This window comes from Enterocloster bolteae (genome assembly GCF_002234575.2).
In the GTDB taxonomy this organism is placed as follows: domain Bacteria; phylum Bacillota; class Clostridia; order Lachnospirales; family Lachnospiraceae; genus Enterocloster; species Enterocloster bolteae.
In genome coordinates this window covers 4,654,058-4,670,668 of the sequence record NZ_CP022464.2, presented here as the reverse complement: position 1 = coordinate 4,670,668, position 16,611 = coordinate 4,654,058, and the positions used below count along the sequence as shown (strand labels likewise).

19 protein-coding genes are annotated in these 16,611 nt (G+C 42.0%); all 19 read left to right on the top strand.

All coding sequences use genetic code 11. The features are described 5' to 3' along the window. Window positions 1-6: 6 nt before the first annotated feature. The 19 genes from xdhB to CGC65_RS21555 all read left to right on the top strand — a co-directional run bounded on the left by xdhB (window position 7) and on the right by CGC65_RS21555 (window position 16,608). Window positions 7-894, top strand: a complete 888-nt coding sequence (gene xdhB / locus CGC65_RS21650; protein ID WP_002569823.1) for a xanthine dehydrogenase subunit XdhB — start codon at window positions 7-9, stop codon at window positions 892-894. Next, window positions 887-1,372 carry a xanthine dehydrogenase subunit XdhC gene (gene xdhC / locus CGC65_RS21645; RefSeq protein WP_002569822.1) on the top strand — a complete coding sequence of 162 codons (486 nt, stop codon included), beginning with the start codon at window positions 887-889 and terminating at the stop codon, window positions 1,370-1,372. The genes xdhB and xdhC overlap by 8 nt, the downstream gene beginning before the upstream one ends. Window positions 1,373-1,778: 406 nt before the next feature. Further along, on the top strand, window positions 1,779-2,234 hold the full coding sequence (locus CGC65_RS21640; RefSeq protein ID WP_002572086.1) for a hypothetical protein: 456 nt from the start codon (window positions 1,779-1,781) through the stop codon (window positions 2,232-2,234). A gap of 172 nt (window positions 2,235-2,406) precedes the next feature. Further along, the gene (locus CGC65_RS21635) at window positions 2,407-2,613 is read left to right on the top strand and encodes a hypothetical protein (protein ID WP_007037027.1); all 207 of its coding nucleotides are present in this window, start codon (window positions 2,407-2,409) and stop codon (window positions 2,611-2,613) included. A gap of 321 nt (window positions 2,614-2,934) precedes the next feature. Further along, window positions 2,935-3,393, top strand: a complete 459-nt coding sequence (locus CGC65_RS21630) for a hypothetical protein (RefSeq protein WP_002569819.1) — start codon at window positions 2,935-2,937, stop codon at window positions 3,391-3,393. After that, window positions 3,390-4,100, top strand: a complete 711-nt coding sequence (locus tag CGC65_RS21625) for a CpsB/CapC family capsule biosynthesis tyrosine phosphatase (protein WP_002569818.1) — start codon at window positions 3,390-3,392, stop codon at window positions 4,098-4,100. Before CGC65_RS21630 ends, CGC65_RS21625 begins: the two co-directional genes overlap by 4 nt. A gap of 34 nt (window positions 4,101-4,134) precedes the next feature. Further along, a complete protein-coding gene (locus tag CGC65_RS21620) occupies window positions 4,135-4,920 on the top strand; it encodes a YveK family protein (protein WP_002569817.1) in 786 nt (261 codons plus the stop codon). Continuing rightward, window positions 4,917-5,648: a CpsD/CapB family tyrosine-protein kinase gene (locus CGC65_RS21615; RefSeq protein WP_002569816.1), complete on the top strand. Its 732-nt coding sequence runs from the start codon at window positions 4,917-4,919 to the stop codon at window positions 5,646-5,648. The genes CGC65_RS21620 and CGC65_RS21615 overlap by 4 nt, the downstream gene beginning before the upstream one ends. After that, window positions 5,645-6,697, top strand: coding sequence for an LCP family protein (locus CGC65_RS21610; RefSeq protein WP_002569815.1), 1,053 nt, complete (start codon window positions 5,645-5,647; stop codon window positions 6,695-6,697). Before CGC65_RS21615 ends, CGC65_RS21610 begins: the two co-directional genes overlap by 4 nt. A gap of 119 nt (window positions 6,698-6,816) precedes the next feature. Further along, complete coding sequence (locus CGC65_RS21605; RefSeq protein WP_002569814.1) at window positions 6,817-7,524, top strand: hypothetical protein; 708 nt, start codon at window positions 6,817-6,819, stop codon at window positions 7,522-7,524. A 96-nt stretch (window positions 7,525-7,620) separates the two neighbouring features. Then, window positions 7,621-9,051, top strand: a complete 1,431-nt coding sequence (locus CGC65_RS21600) for a sugar transferase (RefSeq protein ID WP_038281499.1) — start codon at window positions 7,621-7,623, stop codon at window positions 9,049-9,051. 1,189 nt (window positions 9,052-10,240) lie between these two features. Next, complete coding sequence (locus tag CGC65_RS21590; protein WP_002569812.1) at window positions 10,241-11,305, top strand: NAD-dependent epimerase/dehydratase family protein; 1,065 nt, start codon at window positions 10,241-10,243, stop codon at window positions 11,303-11,305. Window positions 11,306-11,355: 50 nt separating this feature from the next. Beyond that, window positions 11,356-12,606, top strand: a complete 1,251-nt coding sequence (locus CGC65_RS21585; RefSeq protein ID WP_002569811.1) for a nucleotide sugar dehydrogenase — start codon at window positions 11,356-11,358, stop codon at window positions 12,604-12,606. Between the two features lie 11 nt (window positions 12,607-12,617). Next, a complete protein-coding gene (gene pssD / locus CGC65_RS21580; RefSeq protein ID WP_002569810.1) occupies window positions 12,618-13,094 on the top strand; it encodes a PssD/Cps14F family polysaccharide biosynthesis glycosyltransferase in 477 nt (158 codons plus the stop codon). Window positions 13,095-13,136: 42 nt separating this feature from the next. Beyond that, window positions 13,137-13,631 carry a glycosyltransferase gene (locus tag CGC65_RS21575; protein WP_002569809.1) on the top strand — a complete coding sequence of 165 codons (495 nt, stop codon included), beginning with the start codon at window positions 13,137-13,139 and terminating at the stop codon, window positions 13,629-13,631. Window position 13,632: 1 nt separating this feature from the next. After that, window positions 13,633-13,920 (top strand): hypothetical protein, encoded by a 288-nt coding sequence (locus CGC65_RS21570; RefSeq protein WP_007037022.1) that lies wholly within the window; start codon window positions 13,633-13,635, stop codon window positions 13,918-13,920. Continuing rightward, window positions 13,842-14,525: an ATP-grasp fold amidoligase family protein gene (locus CGC65_RS21565; protein ID WP_235622224.1), complete on the top strand. Its 684-nt coding sequence runs from the start codon at window positions 13,842-13,844 to the stop codon at window positions 14,523-14,525. Before CGC65_RS21570 ends, CGC65_RS21565 begins: the two co-directional genes overlap by 79 nt. Before the next feature lie 297 nt (window positions 14,526-14,822). Further along, the gene (locus CGC65_RS21560) at window positions 14,823-15,929 is read left to right on the top strand and encodes a glycosyltransferase family 1 protein (RefSeq protein ID WP_002569806.1); all 1,107 of its coding nucleotides are present in this window, start codon (window positions 14,823-14,825) and stop codon (window positions 15,927-15,929) included. Window positions 15,930-15,933: 4 nt separating this feature from the next. Next, window positions 15,934-16,608, top strand: coding sequence for a DUF1919 domain-containing protein (locus CGC65_RS21555; RefSeq protein WP_002569805.1), 675 nt, complete (start codon window positions 15,934-15,936; stop codon window positions 16,606-16,608). The last annotated feature ends 3 nt before the right edge of the window (window positions 16,609-16,611 follow it).

The following is a 16,611-nucleotide window of genomic DNA, read 5'->3' as shown; positions in this document are numbered from 1 at the left end:
AACAGCATGTATGATATCGGAAAATTTTATCAGGCAGCAGATGTGGAAGATGCGGTGCGCGCCCTAGTGGAAGACCCTGAGGCAGTGGTCATCTCCGGAGGCAGCGATGTGCTGATTAAAATCAGGGAGGGAAAGCTGGCCGGCTGCTCCCTGGTTAGCATTCACGGGATTAAGGAGCTGGAGGGCATAAGAATGGAGGAGGACGGAACCATTGTTATAGGTCCGGCCACCACATTTTCCCATATTACCAATAATGACATCATTCAGAAGCATATTCCCATGCTGGGAGATGCGGTGGACATGGCAGGCGGTCCCCAGCTGCGCAACATCGGAACCATAGGCGGCAATGTGTGCAACGGCGTGACCAGCGCGGACAGCGCCAGCAGCCTGTGCTGCCTGGATGCGGTCCTGGTCCTTAAGGGGCCTGACGGCGTCAGGGAGGTGCCCATCAGCCAGTGGTACACCGGGCCGGGAAGGACTGTGAGGAATCACGATGAAGTGCTGACGGCTATCCGGATAAAGAAAGAGAACTACCAGGGCTACGGCGGTCAATATATCAAATACGGCAAGAGAAATGCCATGGAGATCGCCACCCTGGGGTGTGCTGTAAGCGTGAAGCTGACAGAGGATAAGAAACACATACAGGACCTTCGCCTGGCATACGGGGTGGCTGCGCCCACTCCGATCCGCTGCCATACGACAGAAGAGGCTGTAAAGGGAATGGAAACAGGGGAGGCCCTGGCCCAGGCTGTGGGAAAAGGCGCTCTGGAGGAAGTAAATCCGCGTTCCAGCTGGAGGGCTTCCAGGGAGTTCAGGCTGCAGCTGGTGGAGGAGCTGGGCAGGCGTGCCGTAAAGCAGGCCGTAATCAACGCAGGAGGTGAGTGGGATGCTTAACATAGTGCATATGACTGTTAATGGAAAAGAAGTGGAGTTGGCAGTGGACCCAAGAGAATCCCTTCTGGAGACATTGCGGAACCGCCTGGGACTGACCAGTGTGAAAAAGGGCTGCGAAGTAGGGGAGTGCGGCGCCTGCACAGTGCTGGTGGACGGAGAGGCCATAGACAGCTGCATCTACCTGACCATGTGGGCGGAAGGCCGCAGCATCATGACAGTGGAAGGGTTAAAAGGGCCAAACGGCGAGCTGAGCACCATCCAGAAGGCATTTATAGAGGAAGCGGCAGTTCAGTGCGGTTTCTGTACGCCGGGACTGATCATGACAGCGGTGGAGATCGTAGGTACCGGAAAGCGGTATAACCGCGATGAGCTGCGCAAGCTGATATCCGGCCACCTGTGCAGATGCACAGGGTATGAAAACATTCTCAACGCCATGGAGCGTATTGTGGAGGAAACGTACAAGGTGGTGGGAAAATAAAAGAGATATGCAGGTGCGGTAAAGGCGGCAGCCCTGAGGAAGCTGCGGCTGACACCTGGGTATACAGGATTTTAGGATAAGAAACGAAGGACCATAGTGAAAAAGAAGGGCGCCGCGGAATGGAAGCGGAGCCTTTCTTTTTTAACCACTTATTTTTAACACAGGTGGGTACTAACATTGCGGAGGCAGATTAAAATCACAAATATAATAAACCAGTTGAAAAAATACATATTTTAGGTAAAATATGGAGGGGCATTATTTGTATTTTCATGGATATACAACTGGTCTTACAATGACATTTATGTTAACATATAAATAGGACCTGATGGCTGAGGAGGATACAAATAGGAGCACACAAAGAGAAGCAGATTCTCTTTGAATACGGGATGATAGGTGAGCATGAATCATGTTTGATATAACATCGGATAAGGTATATGTAAAAACCTTTGGTGGTTTTGATTTGTATTATCAAGGTGAGCTGATATACTTTTCCAGCAGCAAAGCCAAAGAACTTCTCGCAATACTTGTGGACTGGAGCGGAAAGGAAGTAACATTATCTCACCTGGCTGAGATTTTAAATGAAGGAGAACGGGACGAAACCGCAGCCAAACAGGCTGTCCATTTAGCGTGGCACAGACTGAAGCAGACATTGAAGAAATATGGGATTGAGAAGATTGTGGTGAAGGGCAGAGGAACCTATGCCATTAATAAGGAGGCTGTGGTCTGTGACAGCTACGATATGGTCCGCCAGGTTCAGGGGGCTTCTAACTTTTTCGTCGGGGAGTACATGCCGGAGTATAGCTGGGCGGAGGTTACTTTGTCGAATTTGATAAGGGATTATTTTGAGGAGGGGGAGTCGTAGAATTATATAGTACATATGCTTAACTGTGTGAAGCGTTCTCATATGAACGCTTCCTTTTTTTGTAAAAAATCACCATAACCCCCCAGATTGGCAGGCTTTAGGATCAATGATATGATAGTTCAACACAGACAGTTAAGACTGACTGCAAAAATATTAGGGGGAAGATAAATAAATGGAGAAGATGTTGATGCAGGAATACATTGAGGATTATGCCAAATTTCTATGTTTGGAAGAAAATGAAGGAACTCTGTTTTATTTTTTATCGAATAGAGATAGACATATTGCAGTTGGGAGAGATCCCGGAGTATTCCAGGATAAAAACAGCCTGGATATATACCAACAAACGGAAAAGAACATAATAAAATACTATCTAAATTAGGACTTGTCTATAGGGAAATCACATAATCAGAATTATGTGATGTTTGACCTTCTTACTGTAAATCCAATTTTAAACAAATTCAAGCTTCTTTACGGCAGCGGCTGCAAACACATAATTTTGATTATGTGTTTAAATAGGTTATTTTTGTGATTTATACCCATTTTAAGTGGATAAATTATATTTAAAATTTCCATAATACTACAAAAGTTGCCAAAAAGTGCCTTCTGAAACGGTTTTGTAACGATGTTGAAAGCAATTGAGTGGTATATCCTTACAAAGAATGGTGGCATGCGGCCTGGAATAACGGGAGAAATAACGCTAATGGCAGATACGGAAAATGTAAATATATTTATAAAGACATTCGACGGATTCGATGTCTATGTGAATGGCAAAATGTTGTATTTTCCCAGCAGCAAGGCAAAAGAAATGCTTGCTATCATGGTTGAAAAGCGTGGAAGCAGCGTATCCTTATCCCAGATGACGTATCTGCTGTATGAAAATATAGAAGAACGTACAGCAAAAAATAATTTAAGGGTTGTATACTATCGTCTTCGCATGAACTTAATGGAACATGGGATTGAACAGATACTGATTAAAAAGAGAGGAAGCTATGCCGTTGATACGGAACTGTTTATTTGTGATTTCTACGAATTTATCAAGGGTAATTCGGATTACATAACTCTTTTTTCAGGGAGTTATATGCCTGAATATGCATGGGCAGAGGATATGCTTCCTTACCTTCGAAATCTATATCGAAAATATAACGGGGGACTCATATGACTGGAATTATTGACATTCATGCCCATATTCTTCCTGGAATTGACGATGGTTCCAGAGATTGGGATGAGAGCAGGAGAATGCTGGAAGAGTCTTACCGCCAGGGAATCAGATACATTATTGCGACCCCGCATTATTCAAGACGCGGCCTGAACCCTGACATATACGATTTGTCAGAAAAGCTGAAAGAAGAAGCACGAAGGATTGCACCTGATTTTCGGACTGGGTTGGGACAGGAGACATATTATCACGATGGATTGGTTGAGAATCTTAGGGATGGAAAAGCCCTTACCCTGGAAGGGAGCCAGTATGTACTGGTGGAATTTGACCCTCAGGTACCTTACATGAAGATGTACCAGGCTGTCAGGAAGCTGACGATGGCCAGATATATTCCAATCATAGCACATGTAGAACGTTATGCATGTCTGAGAGAAGATACCAATATGTCTGAACTATTCCAGTGCGACTGCAGGCTGCAGATGAATTTCAGCAGCCTGAAGGGAAACAGCATATTGGATAAAGAGGTTCGATGGTGCCGAAAACAGATTATGCAGGGCAGGATTTATTGTCTGGGAACTGACATGCACCGAATGGATTACAGAAAACCGGAAATTGATGAGAGTTTCCAATGGCTGGTTAATCATTTGGATGGTCTTAAATTGCATGGATTGTTGCGGGGAAATGCAAAGAATGTGATACGGAAAAGATAATATAAAAAAGTAAAACAGGAGAACAGAAAGACACATGGAAAAGACTTATGATGACGACGAAATTGAAATCGACCTTTTGGAACTGCTGGGGGAGTTTCGGCGGAAGATATGGATTATATTGGGCACCATTATACTGTTTGGCAGTGTTGCAGGTGCATTCAGTGCATTTGTACTAACTCCTCAGTATAAATCCACTGCAATGGTTTATATTCTTTCAAAAGAAACCACATTGACATCACTGGCTGATTTGCAGATAGGAAGCCAGCTGACAAAGGACTATAAAATTATTGTGACAAGCAGAAGAGTCCTCAATCAGGTAATTGAAGATATGGAATTGAGCCTTACATATAAAGAGTTAGTGGAAAAGGTAACCATTGATAATCCTCAGGACACGCGTATTCTCTCCATCTCCGTGGAGGACCCGGACCCCGCCATGGCAAAATTGATTGCAGACAAGATAGCCGTTACTTCTTCTGACTATATTGGCGACATCATGGAAATGGTACCGCCTAAACTGATTGAGGAAGGTGAGGTTCCGATTCTTAAATCTAGTCCGAGCAATACAAAGAACGCATTAATAGGCGGTTTTATAGGGGCAGTATTGGTATGCGGTTTCATTACAGTGAATGTAATTCTGAACGATACAATCCGCACCGAGGAAGATGTTACAAAGTACCTTGGATTGTCTGTCCTTGCATCGGTGCCGGAACGTGAGGGAGAGAAACCAGAAGATAAAGAGGCAATGATTTCCTCTAAACCAAAGAACAAACCAGCAGTAGGAAAATCCAGAAAGAAGAAAAGAGGAGGCCATGCGTCATGAGTCAATTTGTTACATTAAACAGGATAATGAAGGATGACTATCATTATAACGAAGCCATCAAGACGTTGAGGACCAATATACAATTCTGTGGAAACGGCATTAAGACAATCATGCTGACCAGTTCTCTTCCCGATGAGGGAAAAAGTGACATAACTTTTGCCATGGCCTCATCCCTTGCCCAGATTGGAAAACGGGTAGTGATGATAGACGCGGATATTCGTAAATCAGTTCTGGTTTCACGTTACCAGCTGGAACATGAGGTGCCTGGATTGTCACAATATTTAAGCGGACAAAGGCCGCTTGAGCATGTCCTCTATGATACGAATATAGAAAATCTCAGCATCATATTTGCAGGACCTTATTCGCCGAATCCGGCGGAGCTTTTGGAGGAAAGCCTGTTCAGCGACATGATTTCAAAATTAAAGGAAAAGTATGATTATGTCATCATTGATACGCCACCCATGGCAAACCTGATAGATGGAGCTATTGTGGCCCGTCAATGTGATGGGGCGGTGATGGTGATTGAAAGCGGTTCAATAAGCTATCGGCTGGAGCAGCGGGTAAAGGGACAGCTGGAAAAAAGCGGGTGCCGTATTTTGGGGGTAGTTCTCAATAAGGTAAGCATGGAACGAAATGGATACTATAGTAAGTACTATGGAAAATACGGGAAATACTCTAAATATGGTCATTATGGAAAATATGACAGATACGAGAAGGCAGAGGCATGAGTTGGATCCGAAACCATAAGAATTTGGTGCACCGGATAGCTGTGGGAGCTGCAGCACTTTCATTTACCTGTTTCATTTGGACTGGTGTTCAACTGTATCGGGGCAGGAAGGTCCTGGAGGCAGAGATTGCAGCCAGGAATCATGGGAAACAGTATGAGGTACAGGAAGACAGCATGTGCAGTTTTAGCGGAGATGTTGTGAAATATAAGGGAAAGCAGTACAGACGCAACAGCTATGTCAAGGCTATTTTGTGTATAGGGGTGGATCGGTCAGGAAATATGACGGAGAAGACCACCACTGGATTTGGGGGACAGGCAGACGGTTTATTTTTAATTGCCCAGGATACGGTCCGGAACACGGTGAAAATACTGATGATACCCCGGGACACCATGACGGATATTATGCTCACTGATTTAAGTGGAAATGAGTTGGGAAAAGACCTGCAGCATTTGAATCTGGCATATGCGTATGGGGATGGGCGGGAGAGAAGCTGTGAGTATATGGCGGAAGCAGTATCTGAGCTTTTTGGAGGATTGAAAATAGAATGGTACATGGCAGCTGACACAAGTGCCATCCCAGTATTGAATGATGAGGTTGGTGGGGTTAGCGTAACCATTGGAACAGATGGGATGGAATCCAGGGATCCTGCGTTGGTGAAGGGTGAAACTGTAATCCTGAAAGGAAAACAGGCGGAGATATTCGTCCGTTACAGGGATATTCGTGTTGACCACTCGGCAATATACCGTATGGACCAGCAGCAGCAATACATAAAAGGTTTTTTTGAGGCAGTCCAAAAGCATTCGGCTAAGGACAGCGGGCTTGTGGTCAGGTTATTTGACCGGGTTCAGGAATACATGGTTACTAATATGGCCAAAGACCAGTATCTAAAAGTAGCTATGGACGTAGTTGGAAGCGGGAAACTGAGTGATGAAGATTTCTACACAGTGCCTGGTGAAGGCGTGGTGACTCCCAGATATGATGAATTTTATGCTGACAAAGAGGCACTGACGCCTATACTGCTGGAGCTGTTTTATCGGGAGATAGAATAGGACGGCAGGGCAGAGAACCGCCATACCCGCGGTGCAGTAAAATACTGCAATATCCAGCATGGTATTATGCTGTTTATTGAATATAACTACTCTTAGGAGAGAAAGGAGAGGTGAAGGATATGAAAAAGAAATGCATAGCAGCTTTAGTGCTGGCAGCAGCTCTGGCATCTCAGCCTGCATGGGCTTTTGCAGCAGGCAGTGCTTCCAGCAGCGGCAGTGATGGCAGCGGTTCCATTAGCTCATCCAGCAGCAGTAGCAACAAAGGCACTACAAGCTCTAAGTCCAACACCACAGTATCTGTATCATCTACTGGTGTCAAGACTACAGGCGCCACAACCAGTGCAAGCCCAACAGGCAGTACGATTGGCGTTGCAGTAGACACAGTAACGACTACAGGACAGCAGGTAACAACCAATTCTAAAGGAGAGGCTGTTATCGGCGACACCGCTGTTGCATTTGCAGACAGCGTTGCAGCAACAACAGGACTTCCTTCTAATGTGGTATCAGCTATCAACGATATCAATGCAGGGAAGCCTCTGAATGAAGCTGTACAGGGGGTTGACCTGACAGGTTATAATGCCTTGACAGGAACACACGCAATCATCACAAAAGATGCAGCTACCGGCACAGTTAAGACTGGTGCGGTAGAGGTATCTCTGTATGTGCCTAACCTGGTTTCCAACGTTAACAACGTACAGGTTTTGTTCTATGACAATGCTACTGGCCAGTGGCAGCTGATTCCGGCTGTTAAGGTGGATCCGGTAACAAAAACAGTAGCTGTCAATGTTCCTGGGTCTGGTACATTATCCGTAGTGTATAAGAACTAGCAGCATTGAGAAAAGACTGGCCGGGGGCAGTAAATGGCTGAAGCCGGGCCCCCGGTTTTACAGAAGTGCTGTGGAGAAAAGAGTGGTGGGAGAGAGATGTATCGAAAAGCAGATAAAGGCTGGCTGAAGCATTGTGACTTCACCTTAATAGATGCAATATGCCTTCAGGCCGCATATATTGCTGCATACTTTATACGACAGGGGATCCGTTGGCCTTATGCCAGTCAGTTGTACCGAAATATGGCATTTGTATTTCTGTTCATACAAATTTTTGTGACCTTTTTTGGCGAGAGCTTTAAAAATGTGTTAAAAAGGGGGAAATTTAAGGAGCTTACAGAAACTATAAAACACGTATGCCAGGTTATTCTAATTGCGGCTTTTTATCTGTTTGCGACCCAAAAAGGGGAGGAGTATTCCAGGATAACCTTAGTGACAACAGGCATTTTATATGTTGTTATTAGTTACATAGCCAGAATTTATTGGAAGAAATATTTATTGACAAGAGGTTTGGAAGGAAAAGGCAAGCGTTCTTTACTTATTCTTACATCCAAGGGAATGGTGGAAGAGGTGGTACAGAATATACTAAATAAAAATTACGAACGTTTCCACATCATAGGCGTATCTCTGATGGATGCGGATTGGGCTGGCAAAACTATAAATGGAGTAACCATAGTGACAGACAGGACCGGAATTGCTGAATATGTGTGTCGGGAATGGGTGGATGAGGTGTTCATAAATCTGCCGAAGAACATGCCGCTGCCGCAGGAGCTTATGGATGATTTCATTGACATGGGAGTCACAGTACATCTTAAGCTGATTGAGATGGGTAGGCTGAAAGGACAGATACAGCATGTGGAGCGTTTGGGAAGTTATACGGTTCTTACCAGCTGTATTAATATGGCGTCATGGAGGCAGGCATTTTTTAAGAGGGTCATGGATATTGCGGGAGGGGTGTTAGGCTGTATATTGACAGGAATATTGTTCTTGTTCGTGGCGCCCTGTATCTATGTTCAGTCACCGGGACCGATTTTTTTTTCGCAGGTGCGCATTGGAAAGAATGGCAAGAGATTTAAATTATATAAGTTCCGCAGTATGTACATGGATGCGGAAGAACGGAAAAAGGAATTAATGAATCAGAACCGTGTAAAAGGCGGGATGATGTTTAAGATAGAGAATGACCCCAGGATTATAGGCGGAAAAAAGGGAATTGGAAATTTTATCAGGAATTATTCAATCGATGAGTTCCCGCAGTTCTGGAATGTGCTTAAAGGGGATATGAGTTTGGTAGGCACCAGGCCGCCTACTGTGGATGAGTGGGAGAAATATGATTTGCATCATAGGGTCAGATTAAGTGTAAAGCCTGGAATTACAGGTATGTGGCAGGTAAGTGGAAGAAGTGAGATTACGGATTTTGAAGAGGTCGTGAAGCTGGATAAGGAATATATAACTGAATGGAGGATGGGGTTGGATATTAAGATTTTGCTTCAGACAGTGCAGGTTGTGCTGGGGAGAGGCGGAGCGATGTAGGGATGGTGTACTGTAATGTATGTTATCACTACTGTTCTAAAGCGTGATTTTGAATTCGAGTTGAGTACCAAGCTTGCGGGATGGTACGCGGAAGTTTGCCGAAAGGTATAAAGAGTTTTTCTGTAATCCTAGGGACATATCTTGGAATATATGTCACCAAAAACGAGTGGCTGTAAATAAAAATGTCAGCCAGAGAGTGAGGATGCATCTGAAACAAGAACATTGGATCTGGTGGTCGCACTTGATGCAGAAGTTGCATATTCTGATGGAAATTTTGTGATTATTGTTGCATCAATGAATTACAACGGTAAGAAGAATTTCTTTGACACATATGTGGTCGAGGTGGTTATCAAGCTAGGGGGTCAGTATAATCCAGATACAATGCTGGTAATTAAGTCCACAATTTCGGTTGGATTTACTGCATTTGCGCATGAATTCTACCACTGTGACAATATCATCTTCAGTCCGAATTCTTGCATGAATTTAAGGGATTGTATGACAATGGCTAGCCTCATGAATTAATTGGCCAGAAAAGCGGTATGATGACCGGAAAATACATGAAAGTGGGTTGGAAAAGATGTTTTCGTGTAGAAGCGTTTGTATAGTGATCTCTTCATTATAAAGCGAAACTGTGATGAGTCAGGCGTAGGTCTTTCCTATTTTAAAGCGAAAGTGGGAAGTGTCATTGGCTGATAGGGGAATGAAATTATTCTTTTTGGATAGATGATTACAGAGAGTGATTACCTTATTATAAGGCGAAAGTCATAGCACGAAGAATGATGTCCATACCGCTGAAAGCTTGATAAATCAAGGACTTTTTAGAAATATTTGTTACATGATGGCAGGACTAGCCAAATGATATTAGTCGCATCCAAAGCATCGTTTTTCGGTTGTTATGTACAAAGGCTGTCTATCCAAAATGGATTATTGAAGTCAATAAGGTATTCAACATTCGAAGTGTTTGTCCAAACGGAAATAGTTGATGAATGGATAATAAGAATGAACATTTCAGGTATTGATTTTACTAGATTCTCGTTGCGTTGATTGGATAGACCAGACATGAAAAATTGACAGAATAAATTACTTGGCAGAAAGGACACTGTGGAAATCATGAAGATGTTATGAATACTTGGGTGATTATCCGCAGTGATTTCGATCATAGAGAAAAGAAACAAAGGGGAACCACGAGATGAGTTATGTGGATTTGAAAAACAAAACTATTTTGGTTACTGGCGCTGCCGGTTTTATAGGCTCTAACCTGGTAAAGCGACTTTATAAAGATGTGGAGGATGTGACAGTCATCGGCATCGATAACATGAATGATTATTACGATGTGCGATTGAAGGAAGCAAGGCTTTCTGAACTGTCAGCGCATCCTTCCTTTATTTTTGTTCAAGGTAGTATTGCGGATAAGGAACTGGTCAATAAGGTATTCGAACAGTACAGGCCACAGATTGTTGTAAATCTCGCTGCCCAGGCAGGTGTCCGATATTCTATCATTAATCCGGATGCCTATATTGAATCGAATCTGATCGGTTTCTATAACATCCTGGAGGCTTGCAGGCATTCTTTTGATGATGGCCACACGCCGGTAGAACATCTGGTCTATGCGTCCAGCTCATCTGTCTATGGTTCCAATAAGAAGGTACCGTATAGCACTGATGATAAGGTGGATAATCCTGTTTCCCTCTATGCAGCCACGAAGAAATCAAACGAGCTGACGGCTCACGCTTATGCGAAGCTGTACAACATTCCGTCTACAGGACTCAGGTTCTTCACAGTGTATGGTCCGGCCGGTCGCCCGGATATGGCGTATTTCGGCTTTACGGACAAGTTGAGGGCAGGAAAAACGATCCAGATATTTAACTATGGCAACTGTAAGAGAGATTTTACATATATCGACGATATCGTGACCGGCGTGGAAAAGGTGATGACCAAGGCTCCTGACAAAGCAATCGGTGAGGACGGGATTCCTGTTCCACCTTACGCTCTCTATAACATTGGAAATAACCATCCTGAGAACCTGTTGGATTTCGTGCAGATACTGAGCGAGGAATTGGTAAGGGCTGGCGTGCTATCGGAGGATTATGACTTCGATGTACACAAGGAACTGTTGCCAATGCAGCCCGGGGATGTCCCGGTGACCTATGCAGATACAAGTGCGTTGGAGCGTGATTTTGGGTTTAAACCAAGTACTGATCTGAGAAGTGGATTGAGAAGGTTTGCGGAGTGGTATAAAGAGTTCTATATGTAAGAGCGGTATTTGGACGGTAGAGATACAAGAGCTGGGAGGAGAACACGATTATGAGAGAGTTTAAAGATTTGAAGATCGCAGTCGCCGGAACTGGGTATGTGGGACTTTCGATTGCCACGCTTCTGGCGCAGCATCATAAGGTAATAGCTGTAGATATTATCCTTGAGAAGGTTGAATTGATTAATAATAGAAAGTCCCCTATTCAGGATGATTACATTGAAAAATATCTTGCTGAAAAAGATTTGAATCTGACGGCTACTTTGGATGCAAAAGAATCTTATGCGGATGCAGACTTTGTGGTGATTGCTGCACCTACAAATTATGACAGCAAGAAGAATTTCTTTGATACTTCAGCAGTTGAAAATGTGATCGGTCTGGTTATGGAATATGCCCCTGACGCAATCATGGTCATCAAATCCACCATTCCGGTTGGATATACAAAGAGCATTCGCGAGAAAACCGGGAGTAAGAATATCATCTTCAGCCCTGAGTTTTTAAGAGAGTCAAAGGCATTGTATGATAATTTATATCCCAGCCGTATCATCGTTGGTACTGATATGGAAGATGAACGTCTAGCTGAGGCAGCACATACCTTTGCTGAGCTTCTGCAGGAAGGTGCCATCAAGGAGAACATCGACACACTGTTTATGGGCTTTACAGAAGCAGAAGCAGTGAAACTGTTTGCCAATACATATCTGGCACTTCGTGTGGCGTATTTCAATGAACTTGATACTTATGCGGAAATGAAAGGGCTTAATACTCAACAGATCATCAAAGGCGTCTGCCTGGATCCGCGTGTCGGAGATTTTTACAACAATCCCTCTTTTGGATATGGCGGCTACTGCCTGCCGAAAGATACCAAGCAGCTGCTGGTCAATTATCAGGATGTTCCAGAGAACTTGATTGAAGCAATCGTAGAAAGCAACAGGACGAGGAAAGATTTCATAGCAGACCGTGTACTGGAGATAGCCGGCGCTTATGGAGCAAATGATTCCTGGGATGAAAGTCGGGAAAAGGAAGTTGTTGTCGGTGTGTATCGGCTGACTATGAAGAGCAACAGCGATAACTTCCGCCAGAGCAGTATCCAGGGCGTAATGAAGCGGATCAAAGCCAAGGGAGCTATAGTAATCATTTACGAACCGACTATGAAAGACGGGGATACTTTCTTCGGAAGTAAGGTCGTAAACGATTTGGATGAATTCAAGAGGCAGAGCCAGGCTATCATTGCTAACCGGTATGACAAGTGTCTGGATGAAGTGAAAGAGAAAGTATATACGAGGGATATTTTCCAAAGGGATTAATGGAGACAGATATGGATAAAAATTTTAAACATAAGCATGAAAAACCAAGGCTCTGCCTGGTATCCTCATCGGGCGGTCATTGGGAGCAGTTGCAGAAATTGCAGCCATTAATAGATAAGTACGATGGATTTATGATTACTGAAAAAACGCAGTTTCAACAAAATGCGAAGTATTTTATGATTCAAACAGACCTTAAGGATAAATTCATGCCTTTTAAGATGGCCATAAATTGCCTTAGATCCATTGTAATATGGATTAAAGAGCGTCCGGATTTTGTGATTACCACAGGGACTATGGTTGCTTATTCATTTTATCTTCTAGCTGTGTTGTTTCACAAAAAGTTTGTTTATATAGAGACGTTTGGCAGAGCGAATATGCCTACTGTGGCAGGAAAGAGGATGGAGAAGCACTCTGCTCTCTTTATCGTACAATGGGAATCTCAAAAGAAGTATTACAAGAAAGCCATTTATGGAGGATGTCTTTATTAAAGATTATACCAGAACTTATGGTTGTGGAGGATACATAAACGAATGATATTTGTAACTGTTGGCTCAAGAAAATATCCCTTTGATCGATTATTTAAAGAATTAGATGAGTTGTATGAGGATGGAACTCTATGTGAACCAATGTTCGCGCAAATAGGAACATCTACATATCAACCGAAACATTATAAATTCAAGGATTTTATTTCGCCTGAGGAGTTCATCGAGAAGATTAATGAGGCTGATATTGTTGTATCGCATGGCGCATCCGGTTCCATTATGAAAGCTCTTAATGCAGGTAAAAAGGTAATTGCTGTAACACGCCTTGAAAAGTATGGAGAACATATCAATGATCATCAGATACAAAATAACGAAGCTTTTAGCAGTAATGGATACGTTTTGATGGCAGGGTTGGAGCTTGACGATCTCGGCGAATGCTTCAAGAAAATATATGACGGTGCAGACGGGGTGAGACCTTGGGAGAACAAGGATCCGATGGCAATAGTGAATATGATTGATAAATTTATTCAGGAGAATTGGTAATATGAGCAGCAATAGATTAGCGAAGAAAGTCAGATATGCATTACGTTTTTTGCCCGATGAATTATATATACAACTGAATTATTTTGCACATTTTAAGAAATTTGCCAATCTTAAGAAGCCAGTTACATACAATGAAAAATTAAATTGGTTGAAATTACATGATCACAATCCGTTATATACGATGCTTGTGGACAAGTATGAGGTGAAAAAATATGTAGAAAAAATAATCGGGGATGGGGGGGGGGTATCATACCAACTCTTGGAATCTGGGAGCGCTTTGAAGATATAAATTTTGAGGCATTACCTAATCAATTTGTTCTGAAGTGTACGCATGACTCGGAGGGATTAGTGATTGTAAAGAACAAAAACCTTTTAGATAAAAAGGCTGCAAAAGTAAAGATTGAAAATTGCTTAAAACAGAATTTTTATTGCATAGGACGCGAGTGGCCTTACAAAAATGTTAAGCCTAGAATTATCGCTGAAAAGTATATGGAGGACGCTGAAACTGGAGAACTTCGAGATTATAAATTTTTCTGTTTTAATGGTGAGCCAAAGGCAATGTTTATCGCTTCAGATAGAAACTCTGGTCATGTAAAATTTGATTATTATGATATGGAATTTAATCATCTTGACATAACACAGAAATACCCAAATGCAGAGATTCCTAATAAAAAACCGAATTGTTTTAATGAAATGATAGTCCTGGCAGAAAAGCTATCGTTTGGAATCCCGCATGTCCGGGTTGATTTATACGAAGTAAATGGAAACATATATTTTGGTGAAATGACATTTTTTCATTTTAGCGGTTTTATACCATTTAGACCAAATAATTGGGACAAGGTATTTGGGGACTGGCTGATTCTTCCTGCTAAAAAAGTCAAACGCCAACTGTAATAAATGCCAGATGGTGAATCTGGACATATTATACAGGAGATAAAATTACAGATGAGAAGATAAAAATATTTTAGAAAATTAAAGTATATGTTTCATGCGGATTCCTGCAAAATCAGGCTCGATCTTTACAAAGTGGAAAGAAAATCTGTGTTGGAGAGTTTATACTGTATATATTATGTGCTTTCGTCGTCTTTAAGCCTAGTAAGTGGGATAGAATAATGGGAGACTGGGTAGAGCTACTCCAAAATATATCGTAGTGTAATATCCGATTTCTTGATATGGGAGGAAAACCACAGCGTGAAGAAAATAAAAATACTTATAGTTACAACTACAGGATTAGGGAAAAAAGAGGGAATATCTACAATCATCTTAGATTATTTCTCCCGCTTTGATAAAGATAAATTTGATATTGATATTATTGCATCAGGCTCATATAACTATGATCTGGTGGTTGAATTTCAAAACGCTGGTATAAATATACGTTGCCTTCCATCCAGAAAAGCAAGCGTGAGAAAATATATCATCGCGTTTTATAAACTTTTTAAACTACAACATTATGATGCTCTTTATATTCATGGAAGTAGTGCAATTATGTCAATAGAACTTGGAATAGCAAAACTTGCAGGTTGTAAGGTAAGAATTGCTCATTCTCATAATACAACCTGTGACCATAAAAAAGCCGATAAAATATTGCGACCTTTATTTTATATTTTATATACAGATGCATTTGCATGTGGGAAGGAAGCAGGAAAATGGCTTTTTGGCTCTCGTCCATATCAATTAATAAAGAATGGGCGTGATATAAAAGGATATAAATTTGATGAGCTTAAAAGAGCGGCGCTCCGCAGACAATTAAAAGTTCATAATGAAGACTTGCTGATAGGTCATGTTGGGAATTTTAATCGACAGAAAAATCAGGAATATCTGATTAATGTATTTGCTGAATTACTTCAATTAAAACCTAATTCCTGGCTTTATCTTATGGGGGATGGGAAGAATAAACAAAAGTGTATGGAACTTGCAGATAAATTGAAAATATCAAATAGAGTCATTTTTACCGGTTCCATTACTAATGTGTCAGATATGCTCCAGGCAATGGATGTAATGGTACTTCCTTCAATCCATGAAGGTCTCCCCTTAGTGGTGGTAGAATGGCAAATGGCAGGATTACCTTGTTTAGTGTCGGATACCGTAACTAATGAATGTGTATTCACGGATCTAGTTTATTTCATGTCACTAGAAGAATATTTGAAGTGGGCAAATAGAATTATTACTTTGGGAAAAACAGATCGATTAACAAATTCAAAAATTGCAATTGATAGTGCAATAGAAGCTGGTTTTGATATAGAATTAGATGCTTCACGTCTTCAGGAGTATTTTATAGAGCGCTGTGATAGGGGATGAAAATATGCTATCTATAGAGGGAATTCGGTTAAAAATCAGAAACAAAGTTTATATTCCGCTTACCTGTAGATCGCGGGGCAAGAAGTTAAATAATACGGATTTCACTATTATTTCCAACAACTGTTGGGGTGGCACTGTATATGAAGCATATAACCTGCCCAAAGAATCGCCTACAGTAGGTATGTTCTTTATGGCAGAGGATTACATAACATTTTTGTCGGATTTAAAAGGGTATATAAATGGAACACTTGAATTCATTAAGCCGGAAGAATCACGATGGAAAGACGCACCCCAAGTATCAGGAGATAGGCGTTTTGGTTCATATCCTGTCGGATTACTTTCAAATGGTAAAAGTTATATAGAGATCTTTTTCCTGCATTATCATAGCGAAAAAGAAGCTAAAGATAAATGGGAACGAAGGTGTAAGAGAATCAATTGGGATAGATTGTTGGTTAAATTTAATGACCAAAATGGGTGTGCTGTAAAAAATATATATGATTTTATGGATCTTCCGTTTAAGCACAAATTGTTCTTCACGTGTAAGAAATGGCCTGGAATTAGTGGGGGGGGGGGGACTATTATACGACAGTTCCCAAAACATGATTCTATAATGGCTTCTTATGAGCCTTTTGGAAAGAGTAAGTATATAGATATAACGAAATTGCTGAATTCCTTGTAAGGA

Bases quoted from the DNA above. Each gene is read 5' to 3' on its own strand.
- CGC65_RS21570 (WP_007037022.1), top strand. From the start codon at position 13,633: ATGAGCAGCAATAGATTAGCGAAGAAAGTCAGATATGCATTACGTTTT.
- CGC65_RS21585 (WP_002569811.1), top strand. From the start codon at position 11,356: ATGAGAGAGTTTAAAGATTTGAAGATCGCAGTCGCCGGAACTGGGTAT.
- CGC65_RS21635 (WP_007037027.1), top strand. From the start codon at position 2,407: ATGGAGAAGATGTTGATGCAGGAATACATTGAGGATTATGCCAAATTT.
- CGC65_RS21610 (WP_002569815.1), top strand. From the start codon at position 5,645: ATGAGTTGGATCCGAAACCATAAGAATTTGGTGCACCGGATAGCTGTG.
- CGC65_RS21605 (WP_002569814.1), top strand. From the start codon at position 6,817: ATGAAAAAGAAATGCATAGCAGCTTTAGTGCTGGCAGCAGCTCTGGCA.
- xdhC (WP_002569822.1), top strand. From the start codon at position 887: ATGCTTAACATAGTGCATATGACTGTTAATGGAAAAGAAGTGGAGTTG.
- xdhB (WP_002569823.1), top strand. From the start codon at position 7: ATGTATGATATCGGAAAATTTTATCAGGCAGCAGATGTGGAAGATGCG.
- CGC65_RS21615 (WP_002569816.1), top strand. From the start codon at position 4,917: ATGAGTCAATTTGTTACATTAAACAGGATAATGAAGGATGACTATCAT.
- CGC65_RS21575 (WP_002569809.1), top strand. From the start codon at position 13,137: ATGATATTTGTAACTGTTGGCTCAAGAAAATATCCCTTTGATCGATTA.
- pssD (WP_002569810.1), top strand. From the start codon at position 12,618: ATGGATAAAAATTTTAAACATAAGCATGAAAAACCAAGGCTCTGCCTG.
- CGC65_RS21555 (WP_002569805.1), top strand. From the start codon at position 15,934: ATGCTATCTATAGAGGGAATTCGGTTAAAAATCAGAAACAAAGTTTAT.
- CGC65_RS21620 (WP_002569817.1), top strand. From the start codon at position 4,135: ATGGAAAAGACTTATGATGACGACGAAATTGAAATCGACCTTTTGGAA.
- CGC65_RS21630 (WP_002569819.1), top strand. From the start codon at position 2,935: ATGGCAGATACGGAAAATGTAAATATATTTATAAAGACATTCGACGGA.
- CGC65_RS21590 (WP_002569812.1), top strand. From the start codon at position 10,241: ATGAGTTATGTGGATTTGAAAAACAAAACTATTTTGGTTACTGGCGCT.
- CGC65_RS21600 (WP_038281499.1), top strand. From the start codon at position 7,621: ATGTATCGAAAAGCAGATAAAGGCTGGCTGAAGCATTGTGACTTCACC.
- CGC65_RS21640 (WP_002572086.1), top strand. From the start codon at position 1,779: ATGTTTGATATAACATCGGATAAGGTATATGTAAAAACCTTTGGTGGT.
- CGC65_RS21625 (WP_002569818.1), top strand. From the start codon at position 3,390: ATGACTGGAATTATTGACATTCATGCCCATATTCTTCCTGGAATTGAC.